The sequence below is a fragment of the Microbacterium sp. NPDC080005 genome (genome assembly GCF_040702445.1).
Taxonomy (GTDB): domain Bacteria; phylum Actinomycetota; class Actinomycetes; order Actinomycetales; family Microbacteriaceae; genus Microbacterium; species Microbacterium oleivorans_D.
Map to the genome: position 1 here is coordinate 829,851 of NZ_JBFBLD010000002.1, position 19,781 is coordinate 849,631.

The 19,781-nt window shown below is 70.3% G+C and carries 19 protein-coding genes; 16 read left to right on the forward strand and 3 right to left on the reverse strand.

Annotated elements, in window-relative coordinates:
* Positions 1–13 precede the first annotated feature (13 nt).
* Genes AB0259_RS10820 through AB0259_RS10840 form a run of 5 tightly spaced genes read left to right on the forward strand, consistent with a single transcriptional unit; the run spans position 14 to position 7,934 of the window.
* Positions 14–2,083 carry a DUF6259 domain-containing protein gene (locus AB0259_RS10820; protein WP_366221739.1) on the forward strand — a complete coding sequence of 690 codons (2,070 nt, stop codon included), beginning with the start codon at positions 14–16 and terminating at the stop codon, positions 2,081–2,083.
* A complete protein-coding gene (locus AB0259_RS10825; protein ID WP_251577156.1) occupies positions 2,080–3,072 on the forward strand; it encodes a sugar ABC transporter permease in 993 nt (330 codons plus the stop codon). Before AB0259_RS10820 ends, AB0259_RS10825 begins: the two co-directional genes overlap by 4 nt.
* Complete coding sequence (locus AB0259_RS10830) at positions 3,069–3,905, forward strand: carbohydrate ABC transporter permease (RefSeq protein WP_251577154.1); 837 nt, start codon at positions 3,069–3,071, stop codon at positions 3,903–3,905. The genes AB0259_RS10825 and AB0259_RS10830 overlap by 4 nt, the downstream gene beginning before the upstream one ends.
* Entirely contained in the window at positions 3,902–6,652 is a 2,751-nt protein-coding gene (locus AB0259_RS10835; RefSeq protein ID WP_366221737.1) for a glycoside hydrolase family 2 TIM barrel-domain containing protein, read from the forward strand. The genes AB0259_RS10830 and AB0259_RS10835 overlap by 4 nt, the downstream gene beginning before the upstream one ends.
* A 31-nt stretch (positions 6,653–6,683) precedes the next feature.
* Positions 6,684–7,934 (forward strand): FAD-binding protein, encoded by a 1,251-nt coding sequence (locus AB0259_RS10840; RefSeq protein ID WP_366221735.1) that lies wholly within the window; start codon positions 6,684–6,686, stop codon positions 7,932–7,934.
* Positions 7,935–7,938: 4 nt separating this feature from the next.
* On the opposite strand, the gene AB0259_RS10845 is transcribed toward AB0259_RS10840, so the two are convergent.
* Entirely contained in the window at positions 7,939–8,184 is a 246-nt protein-coding gene (locus tag AB0259_RS10845; protein ID WP_251577148.1) for a hypothetical protein, read from the reverse strand.
* Positions 8,185–8,384: 200 nt separating this feature from the next.
* Between AB0259_RS10845 and AB0259_RS10850 the strand changes: the two genes are divergently transcribed.
* The 5 genes from AB0259_RS10850 (at position 8,385) to AB0259_RS10870 (ending at position 13,110) form a co-directional block, all read left to right on the forward strand.
* Complete coding sequence (locus AB0259_RS10850; protein ID WP_251577146.1) at positions 8,385–9,392, forward strand: SDR family oxidoreductase; 1,008 nt, start codon at positions 8,385–8,387, stop codon at positions 9,390–9,392.
* 40 nt (positions 9,393–9,432) lie between these two features.
* Complete coding sequence (locus AB0259_RS10855) at positions 9,433–10,227, forward strand: thioesterase family protein (protein ID WP_366221732.1); 795 nt, start codon at positions 9,433–9,435, stop codon at positions 10,225–10,227.
* A complete protein-coding gene (locus AB0259_RS10860; protein ID WP_366221730.1) occupies positions 10,224–11,084 on the forward strand; it encodes an SDR family oxidoreductase in 861 nt (286 codons plus the stop codon). The genes AB0259_RS10855 and AB0259_RS10860 overlap by 4 nt, the downstream gene beginning before the upstream one ends.
* Positions 11,085–11,147: 63 nt before the next feature.
* A complete protein-coding gene (locus AB0259_RS10865; RefSeq protein ID WP_366221728.1) occupies positions 11,148–11,405 on the forward strand; it encodes a hypothetical protein in 258 nt (85 codons plus the stop codon).
* A gap of 52 nt (positions 11,406–11,457) precedes the next feature.
* A complete protein-coding gene (locus AB0259_RS10870; RefSeq protein WP_366221726.1) occupies positions 11,458–13,110 on the forward strand; it encodes an FAD-binding dehydrogenase in 1,653 nt (550 codons plus the stop codon).
* A 9-nt stretch (positions 13,111–13,119) separates the two neighbouring features.
* Here AB0259_RS10870 and AB0259_RS10875 read toward each other — a convergent pair whose 3' ends face one another.
* Positions 13,120–13,641: a sigma factor-like helix-turn-helix DNA-binding protein gene (locus tag AB0259_RS10875; RefSeq protein WP_366221724.1), complete on the reverse strand. Its 522-nt coding sequence runs from the start codon at positions 13,639–13,641 to the stop codon at positions 13,120–13,122.
* 214 nt (positions 13,642–13,855) lie between these two features.
* Between AB0259_RS10875 and AB0259_RS10880 the strand changes: the two genes are divergently transcribed.
* The gene (locus tag AB0259_RS10880; protein ID WP_366221722.1) at positions 13,856–14,686 is read left to right on the forward strand and encodes an aldo/keto reductase; all 831 of its coding nucleotides are present in this window, start codon (positions 13,856–13,858) and stop codon (positions 14,684–14,686) included.
* Between the two features lie 126 nt (positions 14,687–14,812).
* Positions 14,813–16,324, forward strand: a complete 1,512-nt coding sequence (locus AB0259_RS10885) for an MATE family efflux transporter (protein ID WP_366221720.1) — start codon at positions 14,813–14,815, stop codon at positions 16,322–16,324.
* Positions 16,325–16,330: 6 nt separating this feature from the next.
* Here the strand turns inward: AB0259_RS10885 and AB0259_RS10890 are convergent, their stop codons facing one another.
* Entirely contained in the window at positions 16,331–16,798 is a 468-nt protein-coding gene (locus AB0259_RS10890) for a DUF4188 domain-containing protein (RefSeq protein ID WP_251577130.1), read from the reverse strand.
* A 31-nt stretch (positions 16,799–16,829) separates the two neighbouring features.
* Between AB0259_RS10890 and AB0259_RS10895 the strand changes: the two genes are divergently transcribed.
* From AB0259_RS10895 to AB0259_RS10910, 4 genes are read left to right on the forward strand one after another with little or no spacing between them, the layout of a single operon-like run.
* Positions 16,830–17,480: a MerR family transcriptional regulator gene (locus AB0259_RS10895; RefSeq protein WP_366235824.1), complete on the forward strand. Its 651-nt coding sequence runs from the start codon at positions 16,830–16,832 to the stop codon at positions 17,478–17,480.
* Between the two features lie 29 nt (positions 17,481–17,509).
* A complete protein-coding gene (locus AB0259_RS10900; RefSeq protein WP_366221718.1) occupies positions 17,510–18,307 on the forward strand; it encodes an alpha/beta hydrolase in 798 nt (265 codons plus the stop codon).
* Between the two features lie 27 nt (positions 18,308–18,334).
* A complete protein-coding gene (locus tag AB0259_RS10905) occupies positions 18,335–19,327 on the forward strand; it encodes a DUF2332 domain-containing protein (protein WP_366221717.1) in 993 nt (330 codons plus the stop codon).
* A gap of 25 nt (positions 19,328–19,352) precedes the next feature.
* The gene (locus AB0259_RS10910; protein ID WP_366221716.1) at positions 19,353–19,775 is read left to right on the forward strand and encodes a helix-turn-helix transcriptional regulator; all 423 of its coding nucleotides are present in this window, start codon (positions 19,353–19,355) and stop codon (positions 19,773–19,775) included.
* Positions 19,776–19,781 lie beyond the last annotated feature (6 nt).

The window sequence follows — 19,781 nt, forward strand, 5'->3', positions numbered from 1 at the left end:
GAGGAAGCACGTGATGACCATCCACACGATCGAGGCCGATCGGCTCCGCGTCCGCTTTGATCCGCGTACCGGCGGCCTCGTCGCTATAGATGATGGCAGGCTCGGTGCCTGGCTGGAAGGGACGCTCGCGGGTTCCCTGTTCGTCGTGGAGATCCCCCGCGGCGGCGACCGCACGGTGGTCGTGCAGACCACGGATCAGACGCTGTCGTCCGCCCATCAGGAGGAGCCCGCCGCGATCGAGTTGCGCTGGGATGAGCCGGTGTCCTCCACCGGTGAGCGCCTGGACGGCCGGATCGTCGTGCGCGCTGCAGTGACGTCCGGTCGGCTGTCGTTGTCGATGGAGCTCTCGCTCGCCGAGGGCGGTGTCGAGGCGGTCCGATTCCCGTCCATCCGCGGGCTCCGGGGCCCCGGCGAGCTCGAGTTGCGCGGTGTCGACTACTCGACCGGCACGCGGGTGTCGTTGCTGCCGACCTTCGACAGCAACGCCCCGTACTGGGGCACGATCTTCCCCGACTACGCCAGCGGCAACCTCCGTCCGGAACTGGTCGGAAACCCGACATCCCCCTTCATCGCGGTGACCGCAGAGCAGGGTGGGCTCACGATCATGCCGGCCGAGCCCTCGCTGGATTTCATCGGCTGGCGAGCATCGCTCGAGCCGGGGTACGACGACAGCCTGGCCCGCACAGCACCGGGCGACGGGGCGGTGACGATCGACGCGATCCACTTCCCGGTCGAGGGACGGGACACCGTCGTGCTCCCCACCATGGTGATCGCACCCTACGAGGGGTCGTGGACGGCCTCGTTGGACGTCCCCCGCGAGAACCAGCGCCCGACGCGACGCAGCGCGGCCGCCTGGCTGCAGGAGCCGCGCTCTTGGCTGCAGGTGCAGCTCATGTCGACCGAGGGCGAACCGCGTTACGACTTCGACGACCTGGTCGACATCATCGAGGAGTGCGCCCGGGCGGGCATCCGCGCCGTGCAGATCGTCGGCTGGAACGAGGGGGGTCAAGACGGCAGGGTTCCCTGGCACGTGCCCGCGGAGAAGCTCGGCGGCCTCGACGGGCTGCTGCGCGCGCTGCAGCGGGCGAAGGAGCTCGACGTCGCCACGGTGCTGTATGTCAAGTACGTCTGGGTCGAGAAGCCCGGGCCGCACTGGGACGACCTCGCCGCCTGGGTGTCGCGGGATCCGAACGGCCAGCCGTACGCACAGCCCGGACCGGTGTACCACACCGCCCGGAAGCGGTACGGCATCAGCACCCCTTGGTACGTTCCGCTCTGCTTCGGCGTCGCGGAACTGCGGCGTCGGATCGCCGACGAGGTCGCGCTGATGGCGGAGTGGGGCGCCGACGGTGTCCTCGCCGACGAGTCGCTGTACCACGGACGTGCGCTGCTGTGCTTCGCGGACGACCACGGCCACGAGCCGGGCGTCAGTGCGTTCACCTGGGATGCGGAGTGGATCGCCGACATCCGCTCCCGACTCGGCGACCGGGCGGACACCTTCGTCATCGCTGCCGAAGGTGCCTACGACGCGCAGTTCGAGGACTACGACGTGTCGTACTTCCGCAGCGCCTCGGCGCAGCATCGCCCGGTCGGCAGGATGCTGCGGCCAGACGCTCGGATCGTGACGGCGCTGACCGGATTCGACGACCGCAGCATGGTCGCCCAGAGCGTGCTCTACGGCTACGGGATGAGTCTCGAGCCCTACAACTTCAAGGGCCGTCCGGCCGACATGCCGCTGACGGTCGCACGGGCCGTGGCTGCCGACGGCCTGCGGGCGCGGCTCGCCGATTGGCTGTGGAACGGGCACCTCGTCGTCGACGGTCGCGCGCAGCTGCGCGTGGTCGAAGGGGCCGCGGACCTCGTCAGCCACACCGAGTGGCGGGATGCCGACGACTCCGCGCGCGTCGTCGTCGTCGGCAACGTGGGTGCCCACCCGGTCGACGTCATCCTGTCCGGACTGCACCGGGACTGCGCCGCGCTGGATCTGCGCGGAACGCCCACCCGACTCCACGAGGGACGCGTGACCGTCCCCGCTCACGACGCGGTCGTCGTGGCGCCGTCGCCTCTGATTGGAACACCATGAGCAGCACACGCGTCGAGGACCCCCGCGTCCTCGCCCTCGACGAGCCCGAGACGACCAGGGCGCTTCGCGCCCGCCGCCCGCTGTCGCAGCGGCTGTGGACCGGGCGGAGCTCGACCGGCAAGTTCTGGATCGCGGTGTCCCCGGCGCTGATCCTGTACCTCGTCTTCACCGTCTACCCGATGGGTCAGGTCGTCGTCGCGAGCTTCACGGACGCACGCGGGTTCAACCGTGCCTGGGAGGTCGTCGGGCTCGACAACTTCGTCCGCATTTTCTCGGGTGATCCGGTTCTGATGGAGGCGGTCGGCAACACCGCCATCTACGCGTTCTTCAAGATCGTCGTGCAGACGATCCTCGCGTTCCTCATCGCAGTGCTGCTTCACCGACAGCTCATGCTCGGCAACATCTACCGCGCCATCTTCTTCGCTCCGATGGTGATCTCGCCGGTCGCGATCGTGTTCACGTGGAGCTTCATGTACGACCCCACGTCCGGGACGTTCAACACGCTGTTGCGCAGCGTCGGGCTCGGCGGGCTCGCGCAGGACTGGCTCGGCAACTACGACCTCGCCCTCTACAGCGTCATCCTCGTCGACCTCTGGAGCGGGCTCGGCTTCAACATCGTGATCTTCCTGGCCGGATTGTCGACCATCCCGAGCGAGATCCTCGAGGCCGCCCGCGTCGACGGGGCTCGCGGATGGAAGTCCCTCCGGTACATCACGCTCCCGTTGATGATCCCCTCGATCGGCCTCGTCCTGGTGCTCTCCATCAACGGTGCGCTCCGTGCCTTCGACACCGTCTATCTCATGACCCGAGGCGGTCCCGGCAACTCGACCCAGCTCTACATGACGCAGGTCTTCCAAGAGGGCATGGTCAACAACAACTTCGGGTACGCCTCAGCGATGGCGGTGCTGGTGATCATCGTCCTGATCGCCATCGCCGCCGCGCAGAACAGACTCAACAACCGCGTCGCCGCCGAGGAGGGCAACCGATGAGCACCAGGACCGCGACGCGTCTGCTTCGGCGGGTGCCGGTGAACGTCCTTCTCATCGCGCTGAGCGTGATGATGATCTACCCGATCGTGATCATCGTGATCACGGCCTTCAAGCCGAACCTCGAGGTGCTGACGAACCCGACCGGGCTTCCCATCAACCCGACCTTTGACAATTTCGTCACCTCCTGGCGCGAGGCGGATTTCACGAACCTGTTCGCGAACTCGATCCTGCTGACCCTGGCGAGCATGACGGTCGCGACGTTCGTGGCGGCCTTGGCGTCGTACGCTATCGTGCGGCACGCGACCCGTGTGGGCTCCGGCGTCTACCTCCTGCTGGCCGCGGGCATCTTCCTGCCGATGCAGCTCGCGCTCGTCCCCCAGTTCCGTGTCGTGCGCGACCTCGGACTCATCAACAACTACGTCGGCGTCATCCTGCTGTACATCGCGGGCGCCCTGCCGTTCGGCGTGTTCCTCATGGCGGCGTTCATGCGCCAGGTCCCGAAGGAGATCGTCGAGGCCGCCACGATCGACGGGGCGGGGTACTTCCAGCTGTTCTGGCGAATCTTCCTGCCGCTGTCCAGGCCCGCCGTCGCGACCTTCTGGGTGCTGCAGGGCGTCGGTATCTGGAACGACTATCTCGTGCCTCAGCTCCTGCTGACCGATCCGGGCAAGCGCACACTGACCACCGGCGTGCTCTACTTCAAGGCGCAGTACCTCGCGGACTGGGGCAACATCATGGCGGCCGTGCTGATCATGAGTCTCCCGATCCTCCTGCTGTTCGTGTTCGCTCAGCGGTACTTCGTGAGCGGGCTCTACGCCGGTGCCGTGAAGTGAGCGACGCGTCCCTCGATGAGGTCGAACGCCGGCGGTGGCGTCAGTCGCCGCTCTGGGGGGACCGGTGGGTCGAGGCGCACGCCGCGCTGACCTCGCACCCCGCGACGGCCGTCGAGCTCGGGGCATCCGCCGTACCCGAGGCGGCGGACGAGGTCCTGTCGCTCGACGGCGAATGGCTGATGGCCGGAGCATCGCCGGGGCGGGAGTTCTCGATCGACCGGTGGGCGGGTGATCGATCGAATGCCGCGCAGCGTCGGCCGGTGTCGTGGCATCGCGAGGACACGGACCGATCGTCCTGGGTGCGCGCCACGGTGCCGGGTACGGTCCAGTCCGCCCTCGTCGACGCAGGCGTCACCCCCGATCCGTTGACCGACGACCACACCTTCAGCGAGCTCACCGCGCACGGCGAACCCTCCGAGTGGCCGTGGTTCTTCCGGCGTACCCGCATCGAGCAGCAGGAGTGGTGGTACGCGCGCCGCTTCGAGGCTCCGGCGCACTGGCTCGGCCGCCGCGTGAGACTCAGCTTCGACGGGATCGACTACGCGGCATCCGTCTACGTCAACGGTCAGCCCGTCGCGCGCCACACCGGCATGTTCGGCGGACCGGATGTCGAGGTGGGCGCGCTTCTGCGCCCGGGCGACACGAACGAGGTGGTCGTCCGTATCGACCCGCCGCCGCGCGACTGGCACGGGGTCATGAAGCCGTCGCCCGGGTGGGGCTGGCACTACGGGCACCTCATCTCGATGGGGATCTGGCGCGGCGTCACCCTGACGCCGGTGCCCGACATCGAGCTGACGGACCTCGCGGTCACGGTGCACGACGCGTCGGAGGATGTGGCGCGGCTGCGGATCAGCTGGGACGCGGTCAACCCGACGGCCGAGCGCGCGGCCCGCTCCGCGCGACTGGTCGTGCGGGATCCCGGAGGCCGCTCGCTCCACACCCTCGATGCGTCCTTCGAGGCGCCCGCCGGTGTTAGCCGACATCACATCGAGATGACGGTCGACCGGCCACAGCTGTGGTGGCCCTTCGGGTACGGCGCGCAGCCCCTCTACCGCGCCGAGGTCGGCGACGGCGACGGCGACACGACTCTGCAGACGAGCTTCGGCATCCGCACCGTACGGATGGCGGCGCTGCCCCGGCGGCACGGCCCGGACACCTACGACTGGCAGTTCGTCGTCAACGGGCGGCCGGTGTTCCTCAAGGGGGCGAACTGGTGCTGGACGGATCCGATGGCCCGCCGAGGGTTCGAGGTGGACCGCCACATCCTGGACCTCGTCGTCCGCGCGAACCTGCAGATGCTGCGCGCGTGGGGCGGAGGCACGGTCGAGAGCGACGAGTTCTACGAGGAGTGCGATCGTCGCGGCATCCTGGTGCTGCAGGAGTTCCCCCTGACCTTCGGACTGGATGCCACCGGCGCCGACCTCGCGACCATCGACGAGCAGGCTTCTCGCATCGTCCGGCGGCTCCGCAACCACCCCTCGTTGATCATGTGGGGCGGAGGGAACGAGAACCCGGCGACCTCGACGTCGGACGACCTCCTCACCGTCATCGGCAAGCGCGTGACGCAGTACGACCCGTCCCGGCCCTTCCACCGGACGGACCCCTGGGGCGGCAGTGAGCACTTCTACGGCGTCTATCACGAGGGCATGCCGATCGAGGCGTACGCAGATCTCCTGCCGGCCGTCTTCGGCGAGTACGGCCTGTCGAGTCAGTGCTCTCTGGAGAGCATGGGTCGGTTCCTCGATCCGACTCTGCTCGAGCAGTGGCCGCCGCACCCGCACGGTGCTCTCCTGCAGCACCAGTCGCAGTTCTCGCTGTTCGACCTGTTCAAGCAGGCGCGCTATGCCGCCTACGGGCCGATCACCGACTGGCGGACCTTCATCGAGTACTCGCAGATCGCGCAGGGGGATGCGCTGCGGTTCGCGTCCGAGCGCATCCGCGCGCACAGCGGCGCCGAGACGGCCGGCTACTGGTTCTACAAGGTCGGGGAGGCGTTCCCTGGTGCGTCCTGGGCTGTGATCGACTACTACGGCGTGCCGAAGCTCTCCTACTACCGCGCGAAGCAGTTCAGCGCGCCTCGGTCCGCCTTCGCCGTCTACGACCGCACGGAGTGGGCGGCCGACGACGTCTTCGAGGCCGGCGTCCACGTCGCGAACGACACGCCTGTCGCGCTGCAGGCGGCGCGAGTGCGGGCGACGCTCTTCGATGCGCAGTGGAGCGTGCTTTTCGATCAGGAGCGGACCGTCGACGTCGAACCCGACGGGCGGCTCGACGTGTTCCGCCTGACCGCCCCCCTGACGGACGCCCGACTGTCGCCGCTGATCCTGGCGATCGAGCTGCGCGGAGCCGACGGCGGCCTCATCTCGTCACAGTGGTACCCGTTCAACCACCAGCCGAAGGACGAGGCGCTGCGCGCGCTCGAGTCGCGTCCTCTCGACGAACTGGCCGAGACACCCATAGCCGAGCTGTTGGAGCCCTACGGGCGACTGTCGTCGCCGCTCTCCTCTCAGCCTCGAACGGTGCTCCGTGCCCGCGTGGAAGCCGACGCGATCGTGATCGAGAATGCGGGTGAGCATCCCGCTCCGGTGGTCCTGATCGATGGCTTCCCCCACGACGTCGGCGACGTGCTCGAGGACAACGCGTTCGGGCTGCGCGCCGGGGAGAGCCGGCGAGTGGCGTACGTCGCATCCTCGGCGCTCCGGATCCGGGTGCGGGCATGGAACGCGGATGAGGTCGAAGCCGGCTGACGACGCCCGTCCCGCGCCTAGGCTGGCACGCATGAGCGACGACGCCGGCCTGAACTGGTCCCGCAACATCCGCTACTCGGCAGAGCGCACGGTCGCTCCGACGACGGTCGACGAGCTGCGCGAGGTGGTCGCGGCATCCGGATCCGTGAAAGCCCTGGGTTCGCGTCACTCCTTCACCCGCATCGCCGACACCGCCGGCACGCTCGTCTCGACCGCCGAGCTCGACCTGCCGATCCAGGTGGATGCCGCGCAGCGCCGTGTGCGCGTCGGCGGCGGCGTCCGGTACGGCGAACTCGCGCAGGAGCTCGACCGGCAGGGCTGGGCGCTCGCGAACCTCGCGTCGCTGCCGCACATCTCCGTCGCGGGCGCGGTGAGCACGGGCACGCACGGGTCCGGCGTGGCGAACCGCTCGCTCGCGGCGGCGGTCACGGGGCTGGAACTCGTCACCTCGACCGGTGACCTCGTCCGGTTGAGCGAGACCGACGAGACGTTCTACGGCGCGGTCGTGGGACTCGGTGCGCTCGGCATCGTGACGACGATCGAGCTCGCGATCGAGCCGACCTTCGAGGTCGCTCAGACGGTCTACGAGAACGTGCCGGTCGAGGCGGTCCGCGAGGCGTTCGATGTCATCGCCGCCTCGGCCTACAGCGTGTCGTTCTTCACCACCTTCCGCGAGGACATGTACGTCGACCAGGTGTGGCGCAAGGAGCGGACGGATGCCGCGGCCACACCGATCCCCGCCGCGCTGCGCGATCGCGAGGCGGCCGGAGCGCGGCATCCGCTCCCCGGCGTGTCCGCCGCGTCGTGCACGGTGCAGGGCGGCAAGCCGGGACGGTGGCTCGACCGGCTGCCGCACTTCCGCCTCGAGTTCACGCCGTCGAACGGCGAGGAGCTGCAGTCCGAGTTCCTGCTGCCGATCGCGGACGCCGTCGCCGCCTTCGACGCGGTGCGCGAGCTCGCCGACCGGCTGAAGCCCGTGCTGCAGGTGTGCGAGGTGCGCACGATCGCCGGCGACGAGCTGTGGCTCTCCCCGAGCACGGGCCGGGACTCGGTCGCGTTCCACTTCACCTGGACAGCCGACGAGGCGGGCGTCGCCGAGGTGCTCCCCGAGCTCGAGGCGGCGCTCGCGCCCTTCGACGCCCGCCCGCACTGGGGCAAGGTCTTCACGCCGCGTGATCCCGCCGAGCGCTACCCGCGATGGTCGGACTTCGTCGCCCTGCAGCGCTCGCTCGACCCGCGCGGAGCCTTCGTCAACGACTACATGTGCGCGCTCGGGCTCTGACGCGTCACGCCGGATCGGTCTCGATCTCGCCGTTCGCGATGGCATCCGCGTAGGTGCGGATGTCGGGGCCGGGCTCCCAGTCGATGAACTTGTCCTTCAGTGCCCCCGTGAGGGCGGCGTAGGCGTCGTCCGAGGACATCTCGTCCCCGGAGCCGGCGAGGTCGACCACGGCCTCCCGCAGCACCCGATCGGCATCGTCGAGGATCTTGCCGCGGGCTTCGTCGTTCCAGCGGATCTCTGAGCTCTTCATGCCGCGAGGCTAACCCCGTGAGCGGATGCCGCATCGCGGCTTGCTTTCTCGACCTCGATGCGCTTGGCCCCGTACCTCATCCCCGCGGCGCTGGCAACGGCATCCCGCCCCTTCGCCGGAGCACGAAGGATGGTGGCAGCGGCTGAGGCCCGCCTCATACGGGTCCCCCGCCCGGTCGGGCTCCCGCGGAGGAGCAGGTCGTGAGCAGCAGCACATCCCGAGGCGTCGCCGTCGTCACCGGCGGGAGCGCCGGACTCGGCCGGGCGATCGTCCGCGAGCTCGCCTCCCGTGGCTGGGATGTCGCCGTCCTCGCCCGCGGCTTCGAGGGAGTGGATGCCGCGGCCACCGAGGTCCGCGCCAAGGGCCGCCGCGCGCACGGCATCACGGTCGACGTCGCCGACCACGCCGCTCTCGAGATCGCCGCGGCAGAGGTCGAGGCGGAGCTCGGCGAGATCGACCTGTGGGTCAACAACGTCATGTCCGGCTCGATCGCGCCGTTCCTCGACACCACCCCCGAGGACTACGAGCGCGCGACGCAGGTCACGTACCTCGGCACCGTCAACGGCACACGATCGGCTCTCCGGCGCATGCGGGAGCGCGACCGCGGTCACATCATCCAGATCGGCTCGGCGCTCGCGCACCGCGGCATCCCTCTGCAGGCGGCGTACTGCGGGTCGAAGCATGCGATCCACGGCTTCACCGACTCCGTCGTCTCGGAGCTCACGCACGAGGGCAGTGCCGTCGCCGTGTCGATCGTGGACATGCCGGCTCTCAACACGACGCAGTTCGGGTGGGTGAAGTCGCCGTTCTCGAAGCACCCGCAGCCGGTACCGCCCATCTACCAGCCCGAGGTGGGTGCCCGCGCGGTCGCCGATGTCGCCGACAAGCCGCGCCGCCGGACCTGGGTGGGGGAGTCCACCGTCGGCCTGGTCCTCGGCACCCGCGTCGCCGGGCGCTTCATGGACTGGTACCTCGCGAAGAACGCGTGGGAGGGGCAGTTCGCCGACGACAAGGGGCCGTCGACCACTCCGCCGAACCTCTACGAGCCCGTCGGGGGCGATCACGGAGCGCACGGCGCGTTCGACGACCGGGCCCGGGGCGAGAGCCTGCAGACCCGAGCACTGCGGCACCGGCGCGGGCTGTACTCGGCGGCATCCGTCGCGGGAGCGGCGGCGCTCGCCGGGGTCGTGAAGCTCCTGCGTCGCTGACGTCCGAACCGCGGGCCGGCCGCGGGTAGCATCCCATCTCGTGCCCGCCTACTTCGAACGCCTCGCTTCTGAAGGTACGAACGCGACCCGGTTCCAGCCCACCTCGTTCACCGGCGGCGCGTGGAACGTGACCGAGCAGCACGTCGCCCCGCCGATCGGCCTGCTCGCCCACGCGATCGAGGTCGATCACGCCGCACGCAGTCCACAGCCCATGCAGCTGTCGCGTCTGTCCGTCGACATCCTCGGGGTCATCCCGATCGACGAGGTCGAGGTCACCTGTCGCGTGCTGCGCCCCGGGCGCAGCATCGAGCTCGTCGAGGCGACACTCGCGCAGGGCGGCCGACCGGCGCTCAGCGCGCGGGCCTGGCTCATGCACACCCGTGACACCGAGGCGCTCGCCGGATCCGTCCACCCCGCGATGCCGCCGAGGGATGCGGTCCAGCGCGTCGACCCGTCGTCGGCGTGGCCCGGCGAGTTCATCGCGACCGTCGGAGAGGTGCGCCGGCGGCAGCAGGAAGCCGGTCGCGCGCAGACGTGGATCCTGCCCGCCGTGCCCCTGCTCGACGGTGAGCCGGTCTCGACGACGGCCCGTCTGGTGTCGCTCATCGACATCGCCAACGGGGTGACCCCCCGCGTCGACCCGCGCGAGGTCGCCTTCCCCAATCTCGACCTCACGCTCCACCTCGTCCGGACCCCCGAGGACGGCTGGATCGGGTTCGACACGACCGTCACCTTCGGGGCGACGGGGCTCGGCATGACGCAGACGATCCTGCACGACGAGCGAGGCGTCCTCGGCTCGGTCGTTCAGTCCCTCACCGTGAGGCCGCACCGATGACCGCGCCTCTGAGCGGAAAGACGGCACTCGTCACCGGTGTCTCGCGCCGGCGCGGGATCGGGTACGCCGTCGCCGTGCGCCTCGCGCAGCTGGGCGCGAGCGTGTTCATCCAGCACTGGCGCCCGCACGACCTCGACCGGCCGTGGGGCGGCGACGATCTCGACGCGGTGCGCACCGGCATCCGCTCGGCTCTCGTCGGTGACGCGCGCGTCGGCGACGCCGAGGCGGATCTGACGGATGCCGCGGCGATCCCGGGTCTCATCGCCGACGCCGCTGCTCTCACCGGACGCCTCGACATCCTCGTCTGCAACCACGCGAAGAGCGGCGATGACGGCAGCATCCTCGACATGACCGCCGACCGGCTCGACGCGTTCTGGGACACCAACACGCGCTCGACGCTCCTGCTGACGGCGGAGTTCGCCCGGCGACTCGCGCCCCCGCAGTCCGGGCAGCGCCGCCCCGGCGATGCGGTCGAGGGTGCGAAGCCGTACGCCGAGCCCACCGGGCGCGTCTTCTGGATGACGTCCGGGCAGGGGCACGGCGCGATGCGAGGCGAGGTCGCGTATGCGACGAGCAAGGCCGCGCTGGCCGGGGTCACCCGCACGGTCGCGGCCGACCTCCTCGATCTCGGCATCGTCCTCAACACGATCAACCCCGGGCCCGTGAACACCGGGTACATGGACCCCGACAGCGCCGACCGCGACACGTCGGGACTCGACGAGTGGCTGCGGACGACCGCGTTCGGCCGCGTCGGCGTGCCCGCCGACCCCGCCGCTCTCATCGGGTGGCTCTCGACCGCCGAGGGCGCCTGGATCGTCGGCCAGGTGCTCACCAGCGACGGCGGTTTCAGCCTCTAGCGGTGTCGTGCATTCGTGCACGCGACTCTGGTGTCGACACGCCCGATGTGGTCAGATCGCCTCATGGAAGCGGGGTCGCCGGCGCGCGCGGTGCTGTGGGGCGCCGCCGCGCTGCTCCTCGCGACGGTCGTCCTCGCCCCGGTCATCGGTGTCGGGCGATGCCTCGACTCGTTCGATCCGGAGAAGTCGTTCTGCGAGTCGTACACGCAGTCGCTCGCAGGCTTCCCGGTGACCGTCTGGCCATGGGCTGTCGTCGCCGCGATCATCGTGGTGGTGACGACGGTCGCCGCCGTCGCCCGTCACCGCCACGCATCCGCCTAGAGTCTCCTCAGCACCCGTCGCCGCCGACGGGCACGTCGAAGGGGACGCACGCATGACAACGGATGCCGCAGACGCGATCGTCGTCGGGGCGGGACTGGCCGGGCTGGTCGCCGCCGCCGAGCTCCTGGACGCCGGCAAGCGCGTGCTGATCGTCGAGCAGGAGCCCGAGACGAGCCTCGGCGGGCAGGCGTGGTGGTCGTTCGGCGGGTTGTTCCTGGTCGATTCGCCCGAGCAGCGCCGGCTCGGCGTGAAGGACTCGCTCGAACTCGCGCGGCAGGACTGGTTCGGCTCCGCCGGCTTCGACCGCCCCGAGGATCGCTGGCCGCGAGCGTGGGCCGAGGCGTACCTCGAGTTCGCTGCGGGGGAGAAGCGCGCGTGGCTGCGGGAGCGCGGCATCCGCTTCTTCCCCGTCGTGGGGTGGGCCGAGCGCGGCGGCGACCGCGCCACGGCGCACGGCAACTCGGTGCCGCGATTCCACATCACGTGGGGCACCGGGCCGGGTGTGCTGGATCCGTTCGTCCGCCGCGTGCTCGAGGGGGTCGCGTCGGGCCGCGCCCGCATCGCGTTCCGCCACCGCGTCGACCGCCTCGAGGTCGAGGGAGGCGCGGTCGTCGGGGTCAGCGGCGCCGTGCTCGCCCCCGACGCGGCCGAGCGCGGCGCGCCGAGCAACCGCGACGAGACGGGCGGGTTCTCGTTCCGTGCAGGCGCCGTCCTCGTCTCGAGCGGCGGGATCGGCGGCAATCACGACCTCGTCCGCGCGCAGTGGCCGGCCCGCATGGGACGCGCGCCCGAGACGATGCTCTCGGGCGTCCCCGCCCACGTCGACGGACGGATGCTGGGCGTCGCCGAGTCCACCGGCGCGCACCTCATCAACGGCGACCGCATGTGGCACTACGTCGAGGGCATCCAGAACCACACTCCCGTGTGGCCGCGCCACGGCATCCGGATCCTCCCCGGTCCCTCGTCGCTGTGGCTGGATGCCACCGGTCACCGCCTCCCCACCCCGCTGTTCCCCGGGTTCGACACGATCGGCACGCTCGAGCACATCGTCGCCACGGGGCACGGCCACAGCTGGTTCGTGCTCAACCAGGCGATCCTCAAGAAGGAGTTCGCCCTCTCCGGGAGCGAGCAGAACCCCGACCTCACCGGCAAGGACCTGAAGCTCCTCGCGGGGCGGCTGAAGGGCGGTCGGGCCACGCCTCCGGTGGAGGCGTTCACGGAGCGCGGCGCGGACTTCATCGTCGCCGACACCGTGCCGCAGCTGCTCGAGCGGATGCGGGCGGCATCCGCTCTGCTCGACATCGACCGCGTGCGAATCGAGCTCGAGGCACGCGACCGCGAGATGACGAACCCGTTCACGAAGGACGCCCAGGTGACGGCCGTGCGTCAGGCGCGACGCTACCGGGGCGACAAGCTGCTGCGCGTCGCGACGCCGGGACCGATCGCCGACCCGAAGGCGGGACCGCTGATCGCGGTGAAGCTGCACGTCATCACACGCAAGAGTCTCGGCGGCATCGAGACCGACCTGTCGGGCCGTGCGCTGGCCGCAGGGGGCGAACCGATCGCAGGGCTGTACGCCGCCGGCGAGGCGAGCGGATTCGGCGGCGGTGGGGTGCACGGCTACCGCGCACTCGAGGGCACCTTCCTCGGCGGCTGCATCTTCTCGGGACGCGCGGCGGGTCGGGCGATGGCCGCCGCCGTCTGAGCGAGGTCGTTACGCGATGACGCCGGTCGCCCGGGGGAGCGCGACGGGCGACGTCACCACGCGCGTCGCCGCGTGCAGCTGGTCGAGGGCGCCACGGGTGAGTGAGCGCACGGCGCTGAGGGTCTCGCCGGTCAATGCGGCGATCTCGGTCTGGCTGTACCCGCCGAAGTAGGCGAGCGCGATGACGCGCTGCTGCTCGATGCTCATGTCGCCGAGCCGCTCGCGCGAGACGGCCTCGGCCTGCGCGTCGGACCGGCGCCGGAGCGCGATGGCGTGGCGGTGGGTGAGCAGCAGGACCCAGGCCCGCGGATGCCGCGCCTCGGCCTGCGCGGCGTGCTCCCACACGTGGACGTACACCTGTTGGAGCACGCGCTGCGCCGGCTGCTCGCTGCGCAGGATGTGCGTCGCGAGCGTGTAGGCGGACGCGCAGGTCGCGTCGTACAGCTGCGCGAAGGCTTCCGCGTCGCCGAGCGCCGTCCGGGCCAGCAGGCCCGACAGGTCGGCGTCCGTGAGCGGAGCGGGAGCGGTCATGGCTTCATGGTGCGCCCCGAGGACCGTTCGTTCGAGCTATTGCCGCGGAAGAGAGATGGTGCTAGCCGAATTCCAGTCATCTGAATGGACAAAAGCGCGGGAGGAATATCCTGTCCGCGGACCGGTCGGCGACGCGCGCACTGAGCGGATGCCGCATCCGCAACGTTTCGTCAACCCGTGCCGATGACGCTCCCGGCGGTGGAAAGGTGGACCCATGACCGTTCCCACTCTCACACTCAACGACGGACACACCATCCCCCAGCTGGGCTTCGGCGTCTTCCAGGTCGACCCGGCCGAGGCCGAGCGCATCGTCAGCGTCGCCCTCGAAGCCGGCTACCGCCACATCGACACGGCTGCCGTGTACGGCAACGAAGAGGGCGTCGGCCGTGCCATCGCCTCCTCCGGCGTCCCCCGCGACGAGCTCTTCATCACCACGAAGCTGTGGAACTCCGAGCAGGGTCGCGACACCTCGCGACCGGCGATCGAGGCGAGCCTCGAGAAGCTCGGGCTCGACCATGTCGACCTCTACCTGATCCACTGGCCGCGCCCCGACAAGGACCGCTACGTCGAGACGTGGCAGGAGCTCGAGAAGTTCCGGTCCGAAGGCCTGACGCGTTCGATCGGTGTCTCGAACTTCCACCAGCCGCACCTGCAGCGCCTCTTCGACGAGACCGAGACGGTTCCGGCGGTCAACCAGATCGAGCTGCACCCCGCCTTCGCGCAGCGCGAGCTCCGAGAGTTCCAGGAGCCGAAGGGCATTCACACCGAATCGTGGGGCCCGCTCGGACAGGGCAAGTACGACCTGTTCGGCGAGAAGGCCGTGGCGGATGCCGCCGAGGCCCACGGCGTGAGCCCCGCTCAGGTCGTCATCCGGTGGCACCTGCAGGAGGGCCTCATCGTCTTCCCGAAGTCGTCGACGCCCGAGCGCATCCGCTCGAACTTCGATGTCTTCGGCTTCGAGCTGACCTCGGCCGAGGTCGACGCCATCAACGCGCTCGACCGCGGCCAGCGCGTCGGAGCCGACCCCGACACCGCCACGTTCTGATCCATCCACCGAGAAGGGGCGCCGAGAGATCGGCGCCCCTTTTTCGCGGACCCCCCTTACGCCTCCCAGGGAGCGCTCGGTACAATCGAGGGACCTCGAATCGATTCGAACTCCCCGAAAGCCCTCATGGCCACCTTCCTCACCACGGGCCGCCCTTGGCGTGTCATCCTGCTGTTCACCCTGCCGCTCATGATCGGCAACGTGGTGCAGCAGCTGTACCACTTCGCCGACACGATCGTCGTCGGTCGGTTGCTGGGCGTCGACGCGCTCGCCGCCGTGGGGGCGACGGGAAGTCTCCTGTTCCTGCTGCTCGGATTCGCGTGGGGATTGACCTCCGGGTTCGCCATCCCGACTGCGCAGGCCTATGGGGCGATGGATGCCGCAGGGGTCCGTCGCTCCGTCGCGACCGGCGCATTCCTGAGCGGCATCACGACGGTGATCCTCACCGTCGGCGCACCGCTCATCGCCGAGCCTGCGCTCGTGGCCCTGCAGACCCCGCCCGAGCTGCTCGCGGATGCGACGGTCTTCACGCAGGTGAGCTTCCTCGGTGCCGGCGCGCTGATGTTCTTCAACTTCCTGTCCGCCGTCATCCGCGCCATCGGCGACTCGCGGACGCCTCTCATCTTCCTGATCGTCGCGTGCGCACTGAACGTCGTGCTCGTGATCGCGGCCATCGCGTGGCTCGGCCTCGGTGTCGCCGGCGCGGCTCTGGCGACCGTCGTCGCGCAGGCCGTCTCGGTGCTCCTGTGCCTCGAGTTCGTGCGGCGCCGCATCCCTGAGCTGCACCTGAAGCGGGAGGACTGGCGCATCACACGCGCCGACATCGGGGCGCACCTGCGGCTCGGCCTGCCGATGGGCTTCCAGGCGTCGATCATCGCGATCGGCGCGTTGACCGTGCAGGTCGCGCTCAACACGCTCGGTGGCGAGGCGATCGCCGCCTACACCGCGGCTTCGCGTGTCGACGGGCTGGCTGTCGCCCTGCTGCAGTCGATGTCGCTGGCGGTCTCGATGTACGTCGCCCAGAACTACGGCGCCGGCCGCCCCGACCGCATCCGACGTGGCGTCGTCCAGGCGACGTGGATCGCCGTCGGAGCGGCGGTGGCCCTCGGCATCCTGCTCATCTCCCTCGGCGGCCCGATCGTCCGCATCTTCGTGGGCGACGGGGCCGACGGCGTCGTGCACCTCGCGGTCTCGATGCTCATCATCAACGGGTTCAGTTACACCGCGCTCGGCGTCCTGTTCGTCACGCGGGGTGCGCTGCAGGGGCTCGGCAACGCCGTGATCCCGACGGTGACCGGTGTCGTGGAGCTGGTCGCGCGGGCGGCGGCGGCGATCCTGCTGGGAGCCCTGTTCGGGTTCATCGGCGTGGCGTGGTCGAACCCGCTGGCGTGGATCTCGGCCGCTGTCATCCTCATCCCCGCCTACATCCGGGCACACCGGACGCTGGCGTCGATGCCGATGGCGCCGATGACCATCACGCCGACGACGCCGATAGCGGTCATCGGACCGGTCGACGGCTCGATGACGGTCGAGACGGTCGTGACGCAGCCGGTGCCGCTCCCGCAGCCGACGTCTCGGATGCGGCGCGCCCTGCGTCGTCGCCCGGGCACGCCTCGGCGGCTGGCGCGCAGGCGCTGACCCGCCTCAGACCGTCGCCCCGTCGTCGAGACGGGCGCGAGCCCGGTCGTGGCGACGGCCGATCTCGACGAGTCCCGTCGCCGCACCGAGGCCCATGGCGGGTGTGTCCACGTAGATCGACTCCGCCGCGGCGACGCGGTAGGTCTCGTGCCACACCCCGATCGCGCCGGGGTGCGAGCGGGCGAGTCGGTTGAAGCGTGTCCACGCCGGGCGGTGGGCCTGCTCGGGAGCCGACGCGTAGGCGTAGAGCTTGTCGATCGACGACCAGTACTGGACGAGGTACGGTCCGCGTCGACCGAGGAGCATGGTCGAGCCGAGCAGACCCGACTCGGGGTCGCCGAGCAGTTCGGCCATCATGCGGGGCATGGCAGCGGACACCGGCATCCACAGATCGGGCCGCCACCACTTCCGGATCGTCATGCCGAGGTGGAAGACGACGAGCTCGCCCTCGTGCGTGTGGGTCATACGGGTCATGGCGATCCTCTCGATAGCGACACTATCCAGAATGGATAGCATTACTATCGAAGTCAAGGGGGAATCGATGCGGATCTCGGAGCTCTCCGCCGAGACGGGCGTCCCGGTGGCGACGATCAAGTACTACCTGCGCGAGAAGCTGCTGCCCGAAGGTGAGCGGACATCGGCGACGCAGGCCGTCTACGGCCGGACGCACGTCGAGCGGTTGCGGTTGATCCGTGCCCTCGTCGACTCCGGGGTCGGCATCGCCTCGGCACGTCAGGTGATCGGGGCGCTCGACGATCCCCCCGAGGATCCGGGTCACCTCCTCGGCGTCGCGCACGCGGCGGTCTCGCCTCCCGCGGACGAGGATCTCGACCTGACCGCCGCGCGGAACCTGATCCGGCGGTGGGGGTGGGAGCCGGAGGCGTGTGCGCCGCAGCAGGTCGCCGGCGTCGCCCGCGCCCTCGACAGCATCGAGCGGGGCGGCTTCGCGGTCCCCGAGGCCACCATGGACGCCTACCTCGCCGGCATCCGTCGGATGGTCGAGGCCGAGATCGACGCGATCCCGACCACGTCCGCGGAGGATGCCGTGCGCTACGTCGTGCTCGGGACGGTGCTCGTGGAACCCCTGCTGCTCGCGCTCCGCCGGGTCGCGGAGGAGCTCGTGTCGAGCGGGCGCTTCGGCGGGGGCGACACCTGAGCGGAGCCTGCGGGGTGCACAATCGTGGGGTGACCACCGTCTTCCCCGCCCTGACCGAGACGCCCGATCCGCAGTTCGTCATGGTGGGCGACGGATACCGCATCGCCACCTACGAGTGGGGACCGGCGGACGCCCCGACGGTCATCCTCGTGCACGGTTTCGCGTCGAGCGCGCGCGACAACTGGGTGAACACGGGCTGGGTGCGCGACCTGCTGCGGGCCGGATACCGGGTGCTCGCGGTCGACCAGCGCGGACACGGCGCGAGCGACAAGCCGCACGATTCGCACGCCTACGCCCTGCGCACCATGGTCACCGACCTCGAGGCCGTCCTCGACACCTACCTGGTCGACGAGGCGCTGTACGTCGGCTATTCCCTCGGCGCCCGGGTCGGCTGGGAGGTCGCCCGCGACCTGGAACCCCGCATCCCTCGCGTCGTCCTCGGCGGCGTCCCCGACGGGGTGCCGCTCGGACGGCTCGACCTCGATCAGGTGCAGGCGTACCTCGACGAGGGCGAGCCGGTGACGGATGCCGTGACCCACAACTACATCACCCTCACCGAGCGCGTCCCCGGCAACGACCTGCGGGCGCTCCTCGCGATCGCGCGCGGCATGCGGGCGACGGGCACCGTCGACCCCGACCCCGGCACGGCGCCCGGGCAGCCGGTGCTGTTCGCGACCGGCACGAAGGACGGCATCATCGAGGGCTCGAAGTCCCTCGCCGCCGCGACGCCCCAGGGCCGGTTCATCGAGATCCCCGACCGGCACCACTTCAACGCACCCGGCTCCCGCGTCTTCCGCGAAGCCGCTCTCGCCTTCCTGGCCGAGTAGGCGCGCCGCGCGGACTACGCTCGCGCCATGACCGACCTTCCGTCCTGGGGCGTCGCGGCGGACTCACCGACGGCGGAGCACTATCGGATCTTCGGCGCGCGCGAAGCCGCCGGGTCCTCGGCCACGTACGAGGAGTGGGCGCTCGGGGTCGCCGACGACCCCGAGATGCTCACCCTGATCGACGAGCTGCCGCGAGCCAAGCGGCAGGCGAACCTGGTCTTCGCGGCCATGCGCGTCGCCGGCGTGCCGATCGCGCCGTGGCGAAATGCCCGTCGCATCGCCGTCGACCGGTGGCCGGACATCCGCGACATCGCCCTCACCCACGCCACCCAGACGAACGAGGCCGCCCGCTGCGCCGTCCTGCTTCCCCAGCTGGCCCGCCTCCCCGGACCGCTCGCTCTGCTCGAGGTCGGCGCGTCCGCCGGGCTCTGCCTGCATCCCGATCGATACGCGTACCGCTACACCGCGGACGACGGAACCGTCACCAGCCTCGACCCACCGACCCCGACCGACGTCGTCATCGACTGCCGCATCGAGAACACGGCGCCTCCGACACATCTTCCCGAGGTGGTCTGGCGCGGCGGCATCGACCTGAACCCGCTCGACCCCGCCGACCCCGACACCCTCGCCTGGCTCGACGCCCTCGTGTGGCCCGAGCACGACGACCGGCGTGCCCGCCTCGCGGCCGCCGCGCGCATCGCGGCATCCGATCCCGCGCCGATCCGCGGCGGCGACCTGAATGACCTGATCACGGATGCCGCGGCATCCGCTCCCCGCGACGCAACGCTCGTCGTCTTCCACACCGCCGTCCTGGCATACCTGACCCCTGACGACCGAGAGCGGTTCCGGCGCACGATGGCCGAGACGGATGCGGTCTGGCTCTCGAACGAGGGGCTCGGCGTCTTCCCGGAATTCGAGCGGCTCGTGCCGTCAGGAGAGCGGCATCGATTCATCCTCACCGTCGACGGCGAACCCGTCGCCCTCACCCACCCGCACGGCCGAAGCTACCGCGCGCTCTGACCTCTCCGGCTGGCAGGATCAGGTCATGACCGACGTCGCGACTCTCGTGCTGTTGCGCCGCGTCCGCGACCGCATGGACCGCGACTACGCGGAGCCGCTCGATGTCGAATCGCTCGCCCGCGACGTCCACATGTCCGCCGGCCACCTGAGCCGGCAGTTCCGGCTCGCCTACGGTGAATCGCCCTACTCCTACCTGATGACGCGCCGGATCGAGCGTGCGATGGCACTGCTCCGGCGAGGCGATCTGAGCGTCACCGAGGTGTGCTTCGCCGTCGGTTCCCAGTCGCTCGGCACCTTCAGCACCCGCTTCGCCGAGCTCGTCGGCGCCCCTCCCAGCGTGTACCGCGAGCGGGGCGCCGAGCTGAGGCCAGGCATGCTGCCGTGCATCGCGAAGCAGGTCACGCGACCGGTCAGGAATAGAGAAGCGACCGCCGCAGCACCCTCCTAACCTGGC

What these genes read in the sequence shown, in the direction of transcription:
- AB0259_RS10820 (WP_366221739.1), top strand. Translation starts at nt 14, where the DNA reads ATGACCATCCACACGATCGAGGCCGATCGGCTCCGCGTCCGCTTTGAT.
- AB0259_RS10825 (WP_251577156.1), top strand. Translation starts at nt 2,080, where the DNA reads ATGAGCAGCACACGCGTCGAGGACCCCCGCGTCCTCGCCCTCGACGAG.
- AB0259_RS10830 (WP_251577154.1), top strand. Translation starts at nt 3,069, where the DNA reads ATGAGCACCAGGACCGCGACGCGTCTGCTTCGGCGGGTGCCGGTGAAC.
- AB0259_RS10840 (WP_366221735.1), top strand. Translation starts at nt 6,684, where the DNA reads ATGAGCGACGACGCCGGCCTGAACTGGTCCCGCAACATCCGCTACTCG.
- AB0259_RS10845 (WP_251577148.1), bottom strand. Translation starts at nt 8,184, where the DNA reads ATGAAGAGCTCAGAGATCCGCTGGAACGACGAAGCCCGCGGCAAGATC.
- AB0259_RS10860 (WP_366221730.1), top strand. Translation starts at nt 10,224, where the DNA reads ATGACCGCGCCTCTGAGCGGAAAGACGGCACTCGTCACCGGTGTCTCG.
- AB0259_RS10865 (WP_366221728.1), top strand. Translation starts at nt 11,148, where the DNA reads ATGGAAGCGGGGTCGCCGGCGCGCGCGGTGCTGTGGGGCGCCGCCGCG.
- AB0259_RS10870 (WP_366221726.1), top strand. Translation starts at nt 11,458, where the DNA reads ATGACAACGGATGCCGCAGACGCGATCGTCGTCGGGGCGGGACTGGCC.
- AB0259_RS10875 (WP_366221724.1), bottom strand. Translation starts at nt 13,641, where the DNA reads ATGACCGCTCCCGCTCCGCTCACGGACGCCGACCTGTCGGGCCTGCTG.
- AB0259_RS10880 (WP_366221722.1), top strand. Translation starts at nt 13,856, where the DNA reads ATGACCGTTCCCACTCTCACACTCAACGACGGACACACCATCCCCCAG.
- AB0259_RS10885 (WP_366221720.1), top strand. Translation starts at nt 14,813, where the DNA reads ATGGCCACCTTCCTCACCACGGGCCGCCCTTGGCGTGTCATCCTGCTG.
- AB0259_RS10890 (WP_251577130.1), bottom strand. Translation starts at nt 16,798, where the DNA reads ATGACCCGTATGACCCACACGCACGAGGGCGAGCTCGTCGTCTTCCAC.
- AB0259_RS10895 (WP_366235824.1), top strand. Translation starts at nt 16,830, where the DNA reads ATGGATAGCATTACTATCGAAGTCAAGGGGGAATCGATGCGGATCTCG.
- AB0259_RS10905 (WP_366221717.1), top strand. Translation starts at nt 18,335, where the DNA reads ATGACCGACCTTCCGTCCTGGGGCGTCGCGGCGGACTCACCGACGGCG.
- AB0259_RS10910 (WP_366221716.1), top strand. Translation starts at nt 19,353, where the DNA reads ATGACCGACGTCGCGACTCTCGTGCTGTTGCGCCGCGTCCGCGACCGC.